This window comes from Streptomyces sp. NPDC028928 (genome assembly GCF_055564915.1).
The window spans coordinates 121,152-135,492 of record NZ_JBVHVI010000008.1; the positions used below are offsets into that span (position 1 = coordinate 121,152).

The window sequence follows — 14,341 nt, forward strand, 5'->3', positions numbered from 1 at the left end:
AGATTCTCGGGAGTGTCAAGGTCACCGCCGCCCCCCCGCCTCCGGTCCGGAAAACGCCGACGCGGCGGCACCGGAGCACCGCCGCGCAGACGTGTTGCGACCCTGAAGCACACCCCACGAGCACCCTCGTCAGGAGGGCCCTCGCCCGAGGCTCACCACAGGTGGGTGAAGTCGACGTGGACGTTGTGGTTGCCCTGCTGGATGGCCGTGAACGCGGAACCGTCGACCTGCGCGGTGTTGCTCTGGTTCGAGGCGCCGGAGCCGACCGCGTTCTGGTTCGTGGTCGACGAGTTGCCGGTGTTGACGCCGCCGACCCCGCTGCCGAGGACGGCCGCCACGCCCGCGTTCGATCCGTCGTCCGCGATGGCGCCGTTGTCCGCCGCCGCGACACCGGCGAAGAGGGCGGCTGCGAGCGGGAGAGCGGATGCGGCGGCGAGAACGCGGGCGGTACGGGTACGTGCCATGTGTTCCTCCAGAACCAAGCACTCAGCGGCCCGAAGGCCGGGAGTTCGTGAACTGTGGCTGGTGTCAGGGCGGTTGGCCGACCGCCTTGACTGTCGTGGACGACGTCGCGCAACCAGAGGTGCCCACCGAATCCCCGGCGAACCCCCACGGAAGCCGCGATTCGCACGCAAGCGTGATGACAAGTCGATAAACCCCTATCGCCATCTTTGATCACGTCCCTACCCCGAGCGGACCGATATGCGCGTCCGTCACTCAAGCAACACAAAAGGTGAATCGTTCCGGCACCTTTCCGGCCATTCCCGTCCACCCCGGCGCGTCACGCCGGACCACCCTTCCCTTTTTCGAACATGCGTACGAACATGAAGTCATGGCCACCACCGACCGGCAGGCCAGGACGCTGGCCCTCGCACATGCCCTGTCAGCCGCCGAACGCGGCCTGGCCGTCATCCCCCTGTCCCGGACGAAGCTCCCGGCCCTGCCCTCCCCCCACCGCACCGACCCGGCCCCGGCCGGACGCCCCTGCCACGGCGAGTGCGGCCGCTTCGGCCACGGCGTGTACGACGCCTCCACCGATCCGGCCCGCATCCGCGAACTCTTCGCCGCCGCGCCCTGGGCCACCGGCTACGGCATCGCCTGCGGGCTCCCGCCGTACCACCTGATCGGCGTCGACCTGGACACCAAGTCCGGCACGGACTCTTCGGCCGCCCTGCGCGAGCTGGCCCTGCGCCACCTGTTCACGATCCCGGAGACGGTCGTCGTCCTCACCCCGAGCGGAGGCCGGCACCTGTGGCTGACCGGCCCGCCGGACACCGTCGTACCGAACTCGGCCGGCCGGCTCGCCCCCGGCATCGACATCCGGGGCGCCGGCGGCTACCTCGTGGGCCCCGGCTCCCGCACCGACCACGGCGTCTACACCGCCGCGCCCGGCACCGCCCACCTGGCCCCGGCCCCCTGCCCGCCGTCCCTGCTCCGCCTGCTGCTGCCCCCGCCCCGGGCCCCGCATCCCGCCCATCCACCGACGGACGGCCACGGACAGGGGCTGGTCCAGTTCGTCCTCGCCGCGCACGAGGGTCAGCGCAACACCCGTCTGTTCTGGGCGGCTTGCCGCGCCTACGAGAACGGCATCGGGCCCGCCCTCGTCGCCCCGCTCGTGGCCGCCGCGTGCGACACGGGGCTGACCGAACGCGAGGCCCGCGCCACCATCGCCTCGGCGGCACGGCTGACCGGGCACCGGCCCTGAGCATGCCAGTGGGGTGAAGGCCCGGAAGGCCTTCACCCCAGAGGAAGCGGATTGGCGGATCACTCGCCGGCGTCGACAGCCCCGGCGTCGACGGAACCGGAGTCGACAGACCCGGCATCGACGGCACCGGCGTCCTCGGCCGGCTGCTCGGCGGGCACCTCGGCGGGCTCCTCCTGAACCTCCTCGGCGGGCTGCTCGGCCGGCTGCTCGGCGGGCACCTCGGCGGGCTGGTCCGCGTTCTCGTCGGCGGGCTGCTCGGCAGGCGCCTCCGCGTTCTCGTCGGCGGGCTGGTCCGCGTTCTCGTCGGCGGGCTGGTCCGCGTTCTCGTCGGCGGGCTGCTCGGCGTTCTCCTGGGCCGCGGCCTGCTCGTCCTGCGCCTTCTGCTCCTCCTCAGCCTTCTTCTGCTCTTCGTCGGCCTTCTTCTGCTCTTCGTCGGCCTTCTTCTGCTCCTCCTCCTGGGCCTTCTGCTCGTCCTCGGCCTTCTTCTGCTCCTCCTCCTGAGCCTTCTGCTCGTCCTCGGCCTTCTTCTGCTCCTCCTCCTGAGCCTTCTGCTCGTCCTCGGCCTTCTTCTGCTCCTCCTCCTGCTGCTTCTGCTCGTCAGCCTTCTTCTGGTCCTCCTCAGCCTTCTTCTGCTCGTCGGCCTTCTTCTGCTCCTCCTCCTTCTTCTTCTGTTCCTCCAGCTTCTCTATGCCCTTCTCGTCCTTGAACTGGTTGCCGTTGTTGATATTGATGCCACCGTTGATGGTGCCGTTGTTGGTGATGTTGTTGGTTTGGTTGTTCGTGATGTTGATGTTCTGGAAGAAATTGATGTTGTTGAGGCTCGGGGCGAGGAAGCGCGGCTTGTTGTCCTTCTCCACGAAGAACGCCTTGTGGTGCTTGTCCCAGAAGAACTGCTGATTCTTGTACCAGCAGGAGTACTTCGAGTCCTTGGAGTGCTTCTTGTGCCACTTCTTGTCCGTGCACAGGTGCTTGTGGCCGCCCTTGCCCGGTACGGAGCTGACCACCGCGGAATCCGGCATCGGAGCCGCTCCGGCCGCGCCGGCCGGGATCACGACGCCGCCGACAATGGCGGCCGAAGCGGTGATCGTCGCCAGACCCAGAACGCGGTTGCTGCGGACTCGGTTCTGCTTGCGGATGCTGCGGTTCATGGCTCTCCTAGTGAAGTGAACGACGCTTTTCACGCCCCGGTGCCTCGTGTTCCTCGGTGGTTTCCGGTGAGGCCCGCACTTCAAGTAGGCCGGAATCCGGCAGCAGGGTCACGCTCCGAGGATTCGGGACTTGACGGAGCGGAAAACGACGGGTAAAAGAACGGCGCAGCACAACGGCCCCTGACCGTCTCGCCTGGTCAGGGGCCGTTCTTCACGCGGTGGGTGTGGGATTTGAACCCACGGTGGCTCGCGCCACGACGGTTTTCAAGACCGTTCCCTTAGGCCGCTCGGGCAACCCACCTCCGCGCCCGCCCACCAGGGGCGGAGCGGGTACAGCGTACCGGGACCGGGCGACGGGCGGGGGCGGTGGTCCACACAAGGTCCACTGGGTGGTGATCACCAGCGTCTGTGTGCCGTCGTTGCCGTCAGGGTTGCCGTGCGTGGCAGTGCGGCGCGCAACGCACGTGACCACACCGGAACCACGGAGAGCCGGGCTCCCTCGCATGGGCGACCCGCGTGGACGGCCGGCTGTTCAAGGAGCGGATCACGGGCGGGTCCGTCGGGGCGAAGGAGATCCGCGGAGCGTGTACGCACGAGTGGCCCGTCATCTGATGCTCGGGCTGGTGGTCGTTGTCTTCAAGGTAGCCAGCAAGCGCTGACGCCGAAGTGGCCAGCGCCGCAGATCAGCGCACCTGCTCAGCAGGCGCGTCCCGGCGCCTGGTGTGACGCTGGAAGTGGTCCGTCCCGGCCTCCGGAACAGTGAGGAGCGGACATGGAGATCAAGCCGCAGGCGGCCGTCATCCCCAAGGAGACCGACCATCTGGAACAGGGAAAGTACGGCCCCGTTTTTCCGAGGACCCCGGCGTGCTACGGGTTCACGATCGTCGCGAAGGTCAAGCCGGGCAGGGCCGACACGATGCGGGAGTACGGGTACACCCTGGCCAAGGCGCTGGAACAGGACCCGTACCTGCTCGCGCCGCTGAAACTGCACTACCTGCGCTGGGTTCTCTTCGATGACGACACGCGCTTCATGTACCAGGGGATCTTCGACACCGACTTCGACAAGTACACCGAGGACGCCGTCGCGCTTTTCAGCAAGGCGGGCGTGAGCACGGCCTTCGAGAACCTCGAAGGGTTTCCCGAGGACTGGCGGACGAATCCCGAAGCATTCGTGCGCTTCGTACGCGAGCACCACTGTCCGAGCTTCATCGAGTACGGAGAGTATCCGTACGTGACGGCGGACGAGATCAAGAAGGCTCTGCGGATCAAGAGTGCCCTGTCGGAGATGCTCGACCAGATGCAGTGAGACGATCAGGTGCAGTGAGACGATCGACATGAGCGAGATCAGGACCGCGCGCACGTACAACCAGCGGCACATTCCGCGGAAGTACACCCCTGGCGGGCGGCGGGTGAGCATCTACGTGTCGTGGAGCTACCCGGCCGAGGCCGGTCGCAACGCAGCCGAGCTGGACAACCGGTTCTCCACGATGACCGAGGTCAGGCGGGTGGCGTGGCCCGCGTACGAGGACCCGAAGTGGTCGGACCCGTATCGGTTCCAGCAGGGCATCGCCGGGTCGCTGGAGCTGTTCTTCTGGGCCTGGGTGCCGTTCCAGGACTACGTCGAAGAGGTCACGGGGCATCCCGTCCCGGTCTACCAGCGCATCGACCAGGCGGGTTTCTTCACCCCGCTCGACGAGCGGGTGCTCGACGACACGGACGTGATGTTCGTGTTCGGGCTGGACCACGCGGTCACCGAGCAGGAGGCCCAGCCGGGCGAGATCGAGGCGCTGCGGGCGTTCCTCGCCCGGGAGGACGCCTGCCTCGTCCTGGGACCCCACCACGATGTCGGCTCCTCGGACGACCTGAAGGTCCGCGAGATGGAATACCGCCATCACGGTGATCCACTGGTGCCCCGGCAGCAGCGGTTCGCGACCTACGTGAGGGACCTGATGAAGGGTCTCGACGTGCCGGTCATGAACCGGTACGGGCTGCGTCCGGCGACGCTCGAGAACAGCCAGATCGCCCCGCTGTCCAGGGTCCGGGACCTGGACCCGAAGGGCTGGCTCGACGGGGTGACGAACTTCAACTTCCACATGCACCTGCCGCACTACGACGTGACGACCGACGACCCGGACGCCGTCCGTGTGCTGGCCAGGCAACCGATCGACATGTCCCGGCCGCATCCGTTCACCGAGGCCGGCAACGCGGAGTTCAACATGTTCCTGTGGATGCCGCCCAGCGGTGACCGGGCGGCCGATCTGCTGCTGGCGGACTCGACGATCTTCAGTTCCTTGTTCGGCGGCGACGACAGCCTGCGGAACTTCTGGCGGAACGTCGTCTCCAAGTAAGGCCGGCGCGGAGGTCAACCGTGAGCCTGCACACGGACATCGCTTTGCAACTCGACGACATCCAGCGCGGGGTTCTCAGTGCCCGGCCGACGCCTTACGCGGCGACCTACCTCGTCTTCCGCATCGACGACCAAGCGCACGGGCGGGAGTTGATGCGTCGCGCGAGTACGGCCGTGACCTCCGCGGCGGAGTCGGTCAGCCCTCTGGGGGAGACCTGGGTGAGTGTGGCCGTCACCTGTCGCGGCCTGGAGGTGCTGGGGGTGCCGCGCGCCTCGCTGGACACGTTCGCCTGGGAGTTCCGGCAGGGCATGGTGGCGCGTGCAAGGGCGCTGGGCGATGTGGGCGAGAGCAGCCCGGAGCACTGGGAAGCGCCGCTGGGCAGTCCCGATGCGCATGTGGTGATCACAGCCGTCGCACCCGACCCCGCCCGCCTTGAGGAGGCTGTCGACCGGGCCCGCCCGGCGTACGACCGGCTTTCCGGGGTGACGGCGACATGGCGGCAGGACTGCTACGCGCTGCCCACCGAGACCGAGCACTTCGGCTACCGCGACGGGGTCAGCCATCCGGCCGTCGAAGGCAGCGGCATACCGGGATCCAACCAGTTGGAGGTGCCGTTGAAGGCTGGTGAGTTCGTCCTCGGCTACCGGGACGAGATCGGCGGCATGCAGAGCCCCGAGCCAGCCGTCCTGGGTCGCAACGGCAGTTACGCGGTCTTCCGCAAGCTCCATCAGAAGGTCGCCGAGTTCCGCCGCTATCTGAAGGACAACTCGACCGGGCCCCAGGACGAGGAGCTGATCGCCGCGAAGATCATGGGGCGCTGGCGCAGCGGAGCTCCCCTGGCGCTGGCGCCGCAGCAGGACGATCCCGCCCTCGGTGCCGACCCGTTCCGCCGCAACACGTTCCTGTACGAGAGCGACGACCCGATGGGGTTCAAGACACCCGGCGGCTGCCACATCCGCCGGGCCAACCCCCGTGACGCCGCGGTGGCGGGAGAGGTGCGACTGCACCGCATGATCCGGCGCGGCGCCGTCTACGGTCCGCCGCTGCCCGAGGGGGTGCTTGAGGACGACGGGGTCGACCGCGGCCTGATGTTCGCGTTCATCGGCGCGCATCTGGGGCGGCAATTCGAGTTCGTCCAGTCCCAGTGGATGAACGACGGCGTCTTCTTCGGCGCGAACAACGCCCAGGACCCCGTGACCGGATCCCGCGCCGGATCCACCGACTTCACCATCCCCCGGCGGCCGCTGCGCCGGCGCCTTGCCTCACTGCCGCATTTCGTCGTCACCCGAGGAGGCGAGTACTGCTTCCTGCCGAGCCTGACCGCCCTGCGCTGGCTCGGCGACCTGCACGACTGACAGCGGGACGGCGAGCCGTCCCAGCGCCGTCCCCGCGCACCGCCGGCCGAGGGAAACCAGATGAACACGAGGGAAACCCGATGGAGACCCTGCACCTGGTGCTCAACGCCGTCACCGTCATCTTCATCGCCGCGACCATGTTCGCCGCCGGACTGGGCGCCACCGTGCCGGCACTGCGCGGGGTCTTCACCGACATCCCGCTCCTGCTGCTGGCACTGATCGCCAACTTGGTGGTCGTCCCCCTGCTCGGCTGGGGCATCGGCGCGCTGTTCAGCCTTCCCTCGGCCTCCTTCATCGCGCTCGTCCTGGTCGCCTCCTCCCCGGGAGGCCCCTTCGGGGCAAAACTCGCCATGGTGCAGAGCGGTGACGTCGTCAGCGGCGCGGCGATGCAGGTGCTGCTCGCCTCCATCGGCAGCATCACGTTCGCCCCCACCGTCAACGGCCTCCTCACCGCCGCCGATGCCGGCGCCAATGTCTCCCTCGACGTCGGGACGCTGGTCCGGACCGTGGCCCTGCTCCAGCTCGTACCGTTCGCCATCGGCCTGCTGATACGCCACTACGCCGAACCCACCGCAAGGTCATGGCATCCCCCGGCAGCGACCGTCTCCAACGTCACGTTCCTGATCGTGCTGGCAGGCATGCTGCTCGGAAACTGGCGGGGCGTCGTCGCACTCCTCGGCTCCCTCGCCCTCCTGGCCGGGTTCCTGCTCTCCGCCGCCGCCTTCGCCCTAGGAACGCTGCTGGCCACGGGTCCAGCCGTACGACGCACCACCATGGGCGGCGTCAGCTCGGTACGCAACGCCGGCCCCGCACTGGCTGCGATCGGCATCGCCTTCAACGACCAGCCCGCCGTCCTCGGCGCACTCGCCGCCATCCTGCTCAGCGGCCTGGCAGCAGCCCTGCCGATTGCCACACTGCTCAGCCGCCGACGAAGTGCTCCCACCGCAGTGGAGACGGAAACGCGTACGGAAGGCCGGTCCTGAGTGGTCGCCGGCTCGCGGACGGGGCGGGTCAGTTGTCGCCCTGGCGCGACCCCAGTGTGAGGTCCACCGTGTGCTCCTGGCCGCCCCGCTTGTAGGTGATCGTCACCTTGTCGCCCGGCTTGTGGGTCCAGATCTCGCCGATCAGGGTGGGACCGCTGTCGATCACGTGGTCGTCGAGCTTGATGATGACGTCGCCGGGCTTGAGGCCGGCCCTGTCCGCGGGGCCGCCCGACTCGACCGCGGCGGAGCCGCTCGTGCCCTGGTCGGTGATCTGGGCGCCGTCGGTGGACTCCTCCAGGGAGACGGACGCGCCGATCTTGGCGTACACCGGCTTGCCGGTCTTGATGAGCTGCTGGGCGACGTACTTGGCCTGGTTGATCGGGATGGCGAAGCCCAGGCCGATCGAGCCGGACTGGCCGGAGCCGAAGCCGCCGCTGCCGCTGGACTGGATCGCGGAGTTGATGCCGATGACCGCGCCGGAGGCGTCCAGCAGCGGGCCGCCGGAGTTGCCGGGGTTGATGGACGCGTCGGTCTGCAGCGCGCTCATGTACGACGCCTTGCTGGTGGAGCTGCCGTCGCTGGAGGCCACCGGGCGGTTCTTGGCGCTGATGATGCCCGTGGTCACCGTGTTGGACAGGCCGAAGGGGGCACCGATGGCGATGGTCTCGTCGCCGACGGCCACCTTGTCGGAGTCGCCGAGGGCGAGCGGCTTGAGGTCGGAGGGGGCGTTCTTGAGCTTGATGACCGCGACGTCGTAGCCCTGCGCGTGGCCGACGACCTCGGCGTCGTACTTCTTGCCGTCCGGGAACGTGGCCGTGAGCTTGCCGCCGTCCACGGCGTCGGCCACCACGTGGTTGTTGGTGACGATGTGGCCCTGGGTGTCGAAGACGAACCCGGTGCCCGTGCCGCCCTCGCCGTTGTTGCTCTCCGCCTCGATGGTCACCGTGCTGGGCAGCGCCCTGGCGGCCACGTTGGCGATGGTGCCGGGCGCGCGCTTGACCTGCGTGGCGCTGTCCGTGGCGGAGACCGTGGTGGAGCCGCGGTCGTCCCGGTCCTTGGCCAGGGTGTAACCGAGGCCGCCGCCCAGGCCGCCCGCGACCAGCGCGGCCACCAGGACCGCCGCCACCAGTCCGCCGCGTCCGCTGCGCGGCTTGGGGGCGGGCTGCTGGTACGAGGCACCCCATCCGGCGCCCGGGCCGCCGGCTCCGCCGTCGCCGTAGGCCGGGCCGGCCGGCGGCGGCGGCCAGGAGCCGTCGGGAGCCTCCGGGGGCACGGGCGGGAGCGGAGCCGTCGGTGCGTTCCCCTCGGGCGCGGAGCCTTGCGGGGAGGCGGCGGGAGAGGCCATCGGCACGGGAGGTGCGGACGGCGCCGGGGGTACCGCGTTGCCCTCGTTCTCGGTGCTCACAGGTCTTCTCCTCGGTCCACGCCTGTTGTCGTCGATAGCACTGGTCTGCAGTCAAGCACTGGTCTGCACTCAGCTTTTCCCACGAGCCGTCAGAGCACGATAAGCGGTTGCTGTGGGTCCGACGGTCTTCTTTATATCGGTTTATATAGGATCTTCCGAGCAAAGGTCTTAGGAACGAGCGCAGTGCCGTCCCGTGTACCCGGCGACGGTGGCACCATGACGCGGTGACCCACGCACGACAGCACGCCATCCAGGTCGTCGCCCACCGAGGCGCCTCGGAAGACGCACCCGAGCACACCCTCGCCGCCTACCGGAAGGCCATCGAGGACGGCGCGGACGCCCTGGAGTGCGACGTACGGCTGACCGCGGACGGACATCTGGTCTGCGTCCACGACCGGCGGGTGAACCGTACCTCCAACGGCCGCGGCGCGGTCTCCGCGCTGGAACTGGCCGATCTCGCCGCCCTGGACTTCGGCTCCTGGAAGACGCGCGAGGCCTGGCGCGGGCGGGACGAGGAGCCCGACTGGGAGCACCGGCCGGAGGACCGCGAGGAGACCTCCGTCCTCACCCTGGAGCGGCTGCTGGAGCTGGTCGCGGACGCCGGGCGGCGGGTGGAGCTGGCCATCGAGACCAAGCACCCCACGCGCTGGGCGGGCCAGGTCGAGGAGCGGCTGCTGATGCTGCTGAAGCGGTTCGGCCTGGACGCGCCGGCCTCCGCCGCCGAGTCGCCGGTCCGGATCATGAGCTTCTCGGCGCGTTCGCTGCACCGCGTGCGTGCCGCGGCGCCGACGCTGCCGACGGTCTATCTGATGCAGTTCGTCTCGCCCCGGCTGCGCGACGGCCGGCTGCCCGCGGGCGTGCGCGTGGCGGGCCCCTCGATCCGCATCGTGCGCAGCCACCCCGCCTATGTGGAGCGGCTGAAGAGGTCCGGCCACCAGGTCCACGTGTGGACCGTGAACGACCCCGAGGACGTCGATCTCTGCGTCGAACTGGGCGTCGACGCCATCATCACCAACCGCCCGCGCGCGGTGCTGCGGCAACTGGGCCGCTGAGCCGGGCAGTCCGCCACCCGTCACATTCCGGCCATACCGGCCACTGTCCGGCACCTTCCGTCACGGGGAGTGCTCCGGCGCGTTCGGCGCGTGTTCGTCCGTGTCGAATGCGTCACCGGAAGGGGATTGGCCGGTTTCCGGTACAGGCCAAGGGGGCATCCACACCGTGGCGTGGGGCGAAGGAGGTCTCGGGGGTGGCGTTGGTGGTGGCACAGGAGGTGCCCACGTCGTCGAGCATGGCCGTACCCCATGGCCCTGCGGGCGTGGGGAAGGCGCGGCACCGGATGCGAGCGCAGCTGCGCAGCGGTGGCGTATCGGAATCGGTCATCGACGACGCCGTACTGATCCTTTCCGAACTTTTGAGCAACGCCTGTAAACACGGGCGGCCCCTGGGGGACGCGCAGGCCGGGGACGGGGACGTCCGCGCCGCCTGGCGGGTCGACGCGCGCGGGCGGCTCATCGTGGAGGTCACGGACGGCGGCGGCCCGACCCGCCCGGCGCCGGCCACTCCGTCGGTGACCGCGCACGGCGGCCGGGGACTGAACATCATCACGGCGCTCGCCGACGACTGGGGCGTCCGGGACGACGTCCAGGGTGAGGTGACGGTCTGGGTGGTGGTCCACGCGGACGTCCACGATCCCGACGCGGGGTGCCACCGCGACGCTTTCGCTACGCGCGTCACGCGTCCCGCGCTTCCGGAGCTGACCGCTCCGGGCGTGCCCGGCCTGGCGGAACTGCCCGACCTGGCCGCCCTGCCGGACCTGCCCCACCTGCCCGACCTGTCCGACCTGTCCGGGCTGGACTTCGCGGACGCCTTCGACGACCTGGACTGAACCGGCTGGACCGGCCGGACCGGACTGGCCCCCGGCGCGGCCGGCGGGTCCCGGTGTTCACACCACCGGCGTCGAGCGCGCGTGCGTTGTCCACAGGTTCCCGTTGGTTGTGGCGTGAACGGCTAGGCTCCCGCCGTACGAGAAGCGCCGTAACCGGGAGACACCCACCATGGCCAAGAAGCGACCCCAGACGAAGGCCAAGCCGCAGCTGATCGACGGGGAGATCCCGGTTGTCGGCGCCCGCGAACCCTGCCCGTGCGGCAGCGGCCGACGCTACAAGGCCTGTCACGGCCGGGCCGCCGCGCACGCCGCGACCGAGCTGGTGCAGCGCCCGTTCGAGGGGCTGTCCGGCGAGTGCGACTGGGTGGCGCTGCGGGAGCTGGTCCCGGCGGCGACGGCCGAGCTGACCCTGAAGGACGGCCTGCCCGAGGGCGTCCCGTCGGTCACCCTGGCCACGGTGCTGCCGATGGCCTGGCCCGCGCTGCGCCGCGACGACGGCTCGGTCCTGATCGGCCTGCAGAACGACACGGCGTCCGGCGACATCAGCCGCGATCTCGCCGACACGCTGCAGCGGGCGCTGGAGGCCGAGCCCGGCACCCCGGTGCAGGGCCGCCGCGCCCCGGCCGAGGGGCCCCGGCTGCAGGACCTGCTCGACCCGGAGGCCGCCTTCGAGCCGGTCGTGCACAGCGGCTTCGAGTTCTGGGTGCCGGACGCGGAGAACGCCACCCCGGAGGTGGCCGCCTCCCTGGAGCGGGCCAACGCCGCCGCCATCCCGACCGTGAAGCTGGCCGGCGTCGACGCGGCCTACTGGTGCGAGACCCCGGACAAGAACCACCTGCGCTGGGTCATGCCGCACCCGGAGGAGCAGCTTCTGGACGCCCTCGCGCGGCTGCACGCGGCGGGCCGCTCCAGCCTCGGCGAGGGCACCCGGCTCGTGGGCTCCTTCCGTGCTCACGGCCTCACCGTGCCGGTCTGGGACCTGCCGAGCGGGGTCGGTGCCGAGGACGTGGAGAAGCCGGCCGCCGAGTTCGCCGAGCGCCTCGCCGCCGCCCTCGCCGTCCAGGAGCCGCTCACTCCGGAGGAGCGCCGGGCGCGCGGCGGGCTGACCAACCGGCAGGTCACGCTCAGCTGACGCCCCCGCGCGCGTGTCACGGCTGACCGGTCGGTCAGCCGTGGCACCGGGCCGCAGGGCAGGTGACTCCTGTCACAACTCCCGGTTCCGGCAGGGAAATCGGTGTCCGAATAGGCAACCCGGAATTTGCGAACCGCCGATCTCTTGTTACCGTTCCAGTAGCCCGGTTGCTGGTGCATCCCCCGTCGCCAGCAACCGGGTCTTTCCATGTCCGCGCCCGCCGCCCCGACAGCGGCCCGCGTCGACTCCCGACCGCCCCCGCGCGAAGCCCCCGCATCCCCGCGTGAAACCCCCGCTTCCCCGCGTGAAGGCCCCCGCATCCCGGCGCCACCTCACCCGACACACCGGCACCGGCTCCCCTGCCGCCCCCGCGTGCCGACCCCCGCATCCCCGCGTGAAGCCCCCCGCTTCCCGGCGCCACCTCACCCGACACACCGGCACCAACGCCCCGACCGCCCCGCGTCAACGTCCCCGACGGCCCGGCGCCGCCCCTCCCCGGCCCCCGGCCCCACAGCCCCCGACGCCACCGCGCTTCGCGCCCCGCACCCCGCACCCCGTGCCCAGCGTCAACTCACCTGAATCCCTCAGGAGTTGCTCCCCGACCGCAACAGCAGCGCCCCGTCCGCCCCGCGCTCCGCGAACTCGGTGACGGCCGTGTAGGCGTCCGGTCCGCCCCGCCTGCGCTCGCGGGGGGTCTCGCAGGTGGCGGGCTCGTCGTCGGCCCCGGTGACGCAGCGCATCTGCACGCTCCGGCCGCCCGGCCCCATCAGGCTCAGCACGGAGTCCAGCGACTCGCCGGTGGCGTTGCGGTAGTAGGTGCGCGCCCAGGTGTCCTCGCCCTGCGTCAGCACACAGGTCTGCGCCTCGATGCCGTCGGGCGAGGTCAGTTCGGGGCCGCAGCGCACGGCGGTGGCGAGCCCGACGCCGAGCAGGAAGGGGGAGCGGCGGGCGGTGTCCGGGCGGTCGTCGGCCGCACCGCGAGCGGTGGCCGGCGCGGCGGCCGGGCCTGCGTCGCCCACCTGCCCGGCGGACGCCACGGCCAGCGGCAGCCCGACCACACCCCCCACGACGCCCACGAGGGCGAGCAGACGAAGCCGTCGGGGGCCCCGCCCGCCCAGCGGCCGCGGGGCACGGTGGCCACCGGACCGACGCCCGGAATGACGCCTGGAACGACGCCTGGAACAGAGCCCGGCATGACGCCCGGAATGACGCAACATGTGCGGAAGATAACGAGCGGGCGGCGCTCTGCCGCCCCGCCCGCGCCCGACACCCCTACAACTCGGGCGCGCTCACACCCGTACGAGTGAGGGCGTCGACCACGGCGTCCACCACGGCCTCCACGTCGGGCACCCAGGGCGCGGCCGAGCCGGGCAGCGGTGCCCGCTCCCAGCGGACGGCGCCCTGGCCGGTCTCGGACGGGGGCAGCGCGAGATAGCCGCCCTCGCCGTGGAAGCGCAGGGAACCGGGGACGAAGTCCTTGGCGTACAGCAGCTCGCCGAGCTGCTCCATGGAGTACGGCTTCACGAGCAGCGCCCAGCGGGTGGGCGAGGCGATGACCGGGCCGAGCCGCATGCCGCGCCGGTCGAGCAGGGCGAGGGCGCGGGAGGCGGCGAGCGCCGGGAGACTGACCGCGCAGGGCGCATTGCCTCCGGTGGCCAGGATGATCGGGGCGGCCGGCCGGTTGGTCCACCACCAGCGCACCATGCGCGCGTCGGTGGTGGCCGCGAGCAGGCCGGGGTCGAAGGGGTGCGCACCGGGCACCGTGCAGTCGGGGTCGGGGCAGGCGCAGCGGGCTCGCCCCTGCGGGTCCGGTGCCACACCGGGCAGTACCGGCCACTGCCATTCCGTGGCGAAGGTCAGGGCCGCGCCGATCAGCTCAGGCCTCCCGTCGTTCCGCCTGGACAGAAGCCTGCGTCGCCTTCCGAGGATCTCGCGCATGAGCGCTCGTTCCTTTCCGTTGCACCGCTGGCAACACCGTGGGCCACATCACACCATGAGTCGATCACTTCACTGTGCGTACCTGTTGGCGCATCACACCCCTGCGCACGCATGGGGGACCCCAAGGGGTCGAGCGTCGGCCGCGTCCATAGTGCGTCTATCAAAAGCACGGCTGCGGCGCGGGGGTGGCGAAGTCTGGCGTTTTGCCGTCGCGCGTATTTCTCTCCGCCTCCGCCACGGGAGGATGGGGCTCGGCCGTCGGTGGCTATGACGCCCGGGTCCGTCGCCAGGTTCCGGGCGGCCCCCAACCACCCCTGGCCTTCACCGAGTACGTACCCATCACGACCGCTGTGACGCTCCGTCGAGCAAGGCCAGTCGACCGCAATGAGGCGATACCTGAGGCAGTTTTTAGCCAACTTGGCAGTAAGGCAAGGGGTTCGGA

At 70.4% G+C, this 14,341-nt stretch carries 13 protein-coding genes and 1 tRNA gene; 8 read left to right on the forward strand and 6 right to left on the reverse strand.

What is annotated here, in order from left to right:
* Positions 1–152: 152 nt before the first annotated feature.
* Positions 153–464, reverse strand: a complete 312-nt coding sequence (locus ACZ4U1_RS20375) for a hypothetical protein (protein ID WP_467904881.1) — start codon at positions 462–464, stop codon at positions 153–155.
* Between the two features lie 368 nt (positions 465–832).
* Here ACZ4U1_RS20375 and ACZ4U1_RS20380 point away from each other — a divergent pair, with 368 nt between their 5' ends.
* Positions 833–1,705: a bifunctional DNA primase/polymerase gene (locus ACZ4U1_RS20380; RefSeq protein WP_467904883.1), complete on the forward strand. Its 873-nt coding sequence runs from the start codon at positions 833–835 to the stop codon at positions 1,703–1,705.
* Positions 1,706–1,764: 59 nt separating this feature from the next.
* Here the strand turns inward: ACZ4U1_RS20380 and ACZ4U1_RS20385 are convergent, their stop codons facing one another.
* Together ACZ4U1_RS20385 and ACZ4U1_RS20390 are read right to left on the reverse strand one after the other, a co-directional pair.
* Entirely contained in the window at positions 1,765–2,853 is a 1,089-nt protein-coding gene (locus tag ACZ4U1_RS20385; RefSeq protein WP_467904885.1) for a hypothetical protein, read from the reverse strand.
* A 216-nt stretch (positions 2,854–3,069) separates the two neighbouring features.
* A tRNA-Ser gene (locus ACZ4U1_RS20390) sits at positions 3,070–3,154 on the reverse strand.
* A 471-nt stretch (positions 3,155–3,625) separates the two neighbouring features.
* Between ACZ4U1_RS20390 and ACZ4U1_RS20395 the strand changes: the two genes are divergently transcribed.
* The 4 genes from ACZ4U1_RS20395 to ACZ4U1_RS20410 all read left to right on the forward strand — a co-directional run bounded on the left by ACZ4U1_RS20395 (position 3,626) and on the right by ACZ4U1_RS20410 (position 7,539).
* Entirely contained in the window at positions 3,626–4,159 is a 534-nt protein-coding gene (locus ACZ4U1_RS20395) for a hypothetical protein (RefSeq protein ID WP_467904886.1), read from the forward strand.
* Between the two features lie 28 nt (positions 4,160–4,187).
* Positions 4,188–5,201: a hypothetical protein gene (locus ACZ4U1_RS20400; protein ID WP_467904887.1), complete on the forward strand. Its 1,014-nt coding sequence runs from the start codon at positions 4,188–4,190 to the stop codon at positions 5,199–5,201.
* Positions 5,202–5,221: 20 nt separating this feature from the next.
* Positions 5,222–6,556 (forward strand): Dyp-type peroxidase, encoded by a 1,335-nt coding sequence (locus ACZ4U1_RS20405; RefSeq protein WP_467904889.1) that lies wholly within the window; start codon positions 5,222–5,224, stop codon positions 6,554–6,556.
* A gap of 80 nt (positions 6,557–6,636) precedes the next feature.
* Positions 6,637–7,539, forward strand: a complete 903-nt coding sequence (locus ACZ4U1_RS20410) for a bile acid:sodium symporter family protein (RefSeq protein WP_467904890.1) — start codon at positions 6,637–6,639, stop codon at positions 7,537–7,539.
* 28 nt (positions 7,540–7,567) lie between these two features.
* Here the strand turns inward: ACZ4U1_RS20410 and ACZ4U1_RS20415 are convergent, their stop codons facing one another.
* The gene (locus ACZ4U1_RS20415) at positions 7,568–8,944 is read right to left on the reverse strand and encodes a S1C family serine protease (protein ID WP_467904892.1); all 1,377 of its coding nucleotides are present in this window, start codon (positions 8,942–8,944) and stop codon (positions 7,568–7,570) included.
* Positions 8,945–9,168: 224 nt separating this feature from the next.
* Here ACZ4U1_RS20415 and ACZ4U1_RS20420 point away from each other — a divergent pair, with 224 nt between their 5' ends.
* The 3 genes from ACZ4U1_RS20420 to ACZ4U1_RS20430 all read left to right on the forward strand — a co-directional run bounded on the left by ACZ4U1_RS20420 (position 9,169) and on the right by ACZ4U1_RS20430 (position 11,961).
* Positions 9,169–9,996, forward strand: coding sequence for a glycerophosphodiester phosphodiesterase (locus ACZ4U1_RS20420; protein WP_467904893.1), 828 nt, complete (start codon positions 9,169–9,171; stop codon positions 9,994–9,996).
* A gap of 107 nt (positions 9,997–10,103) precedes the next feature.
* On the forward strand, positions 10,104–10,829 hold the full coding sequence (locus ACZ4U1_RS20425) for an ATP-binding protein (protein ID WP_467904894.1): 726 nt from the start codon (positions 10,104–10,106) through the stop codon (positions 10,827–10,829).
* A gap of 169 nt (positions 10,830–10,998) precedes the next feature.
* A complete protein-coding gene (locus tag ACZ4U1_RS20430; protein WP_467904896.1) occupies positions 10,999–11,961 on the forward strand; it encodes a DUF5926 family protein in 963 nt (320 codons plus the stop codon).
* A gap of 584 nt (positions 11,962–12,545) precedes the next feature.
* Here ACZ4U1_RS20430 and ACZ4U1_RS20435 read toward each other — a convergent pair.
* Together ACZ4U1_RS20435 and ACZ4U1_RS20440 are read right to left on the reverse strand one after the other, a co-directional pair.
* On the reverse strand, positions 12,546–13,037 hold the full coding sequence (locus ACZ4U1_RS20435; protein WP_467904898.1) for a hypothetical protein: 492 nt from the start codon (positions 13,035–13,037) through the stop codon (positions 12,546–12,548).
* A gap of 196 nt (positions 13,038–13,233) precedes the next feature.
* Positions 13,234–13,899 (reverse strand): bifunctional DNA primase/polymerase, encoded by a 666-nt coding sequence (locus ACZ4U1_RS20440; protein WP_467904900.1) that lies wholly within the window; start codon positions 13,897–13,899, stop codon positions 13,234–13,236.
* Positions 13,900–14,341 lie beyond the last annotated feature (442 nt).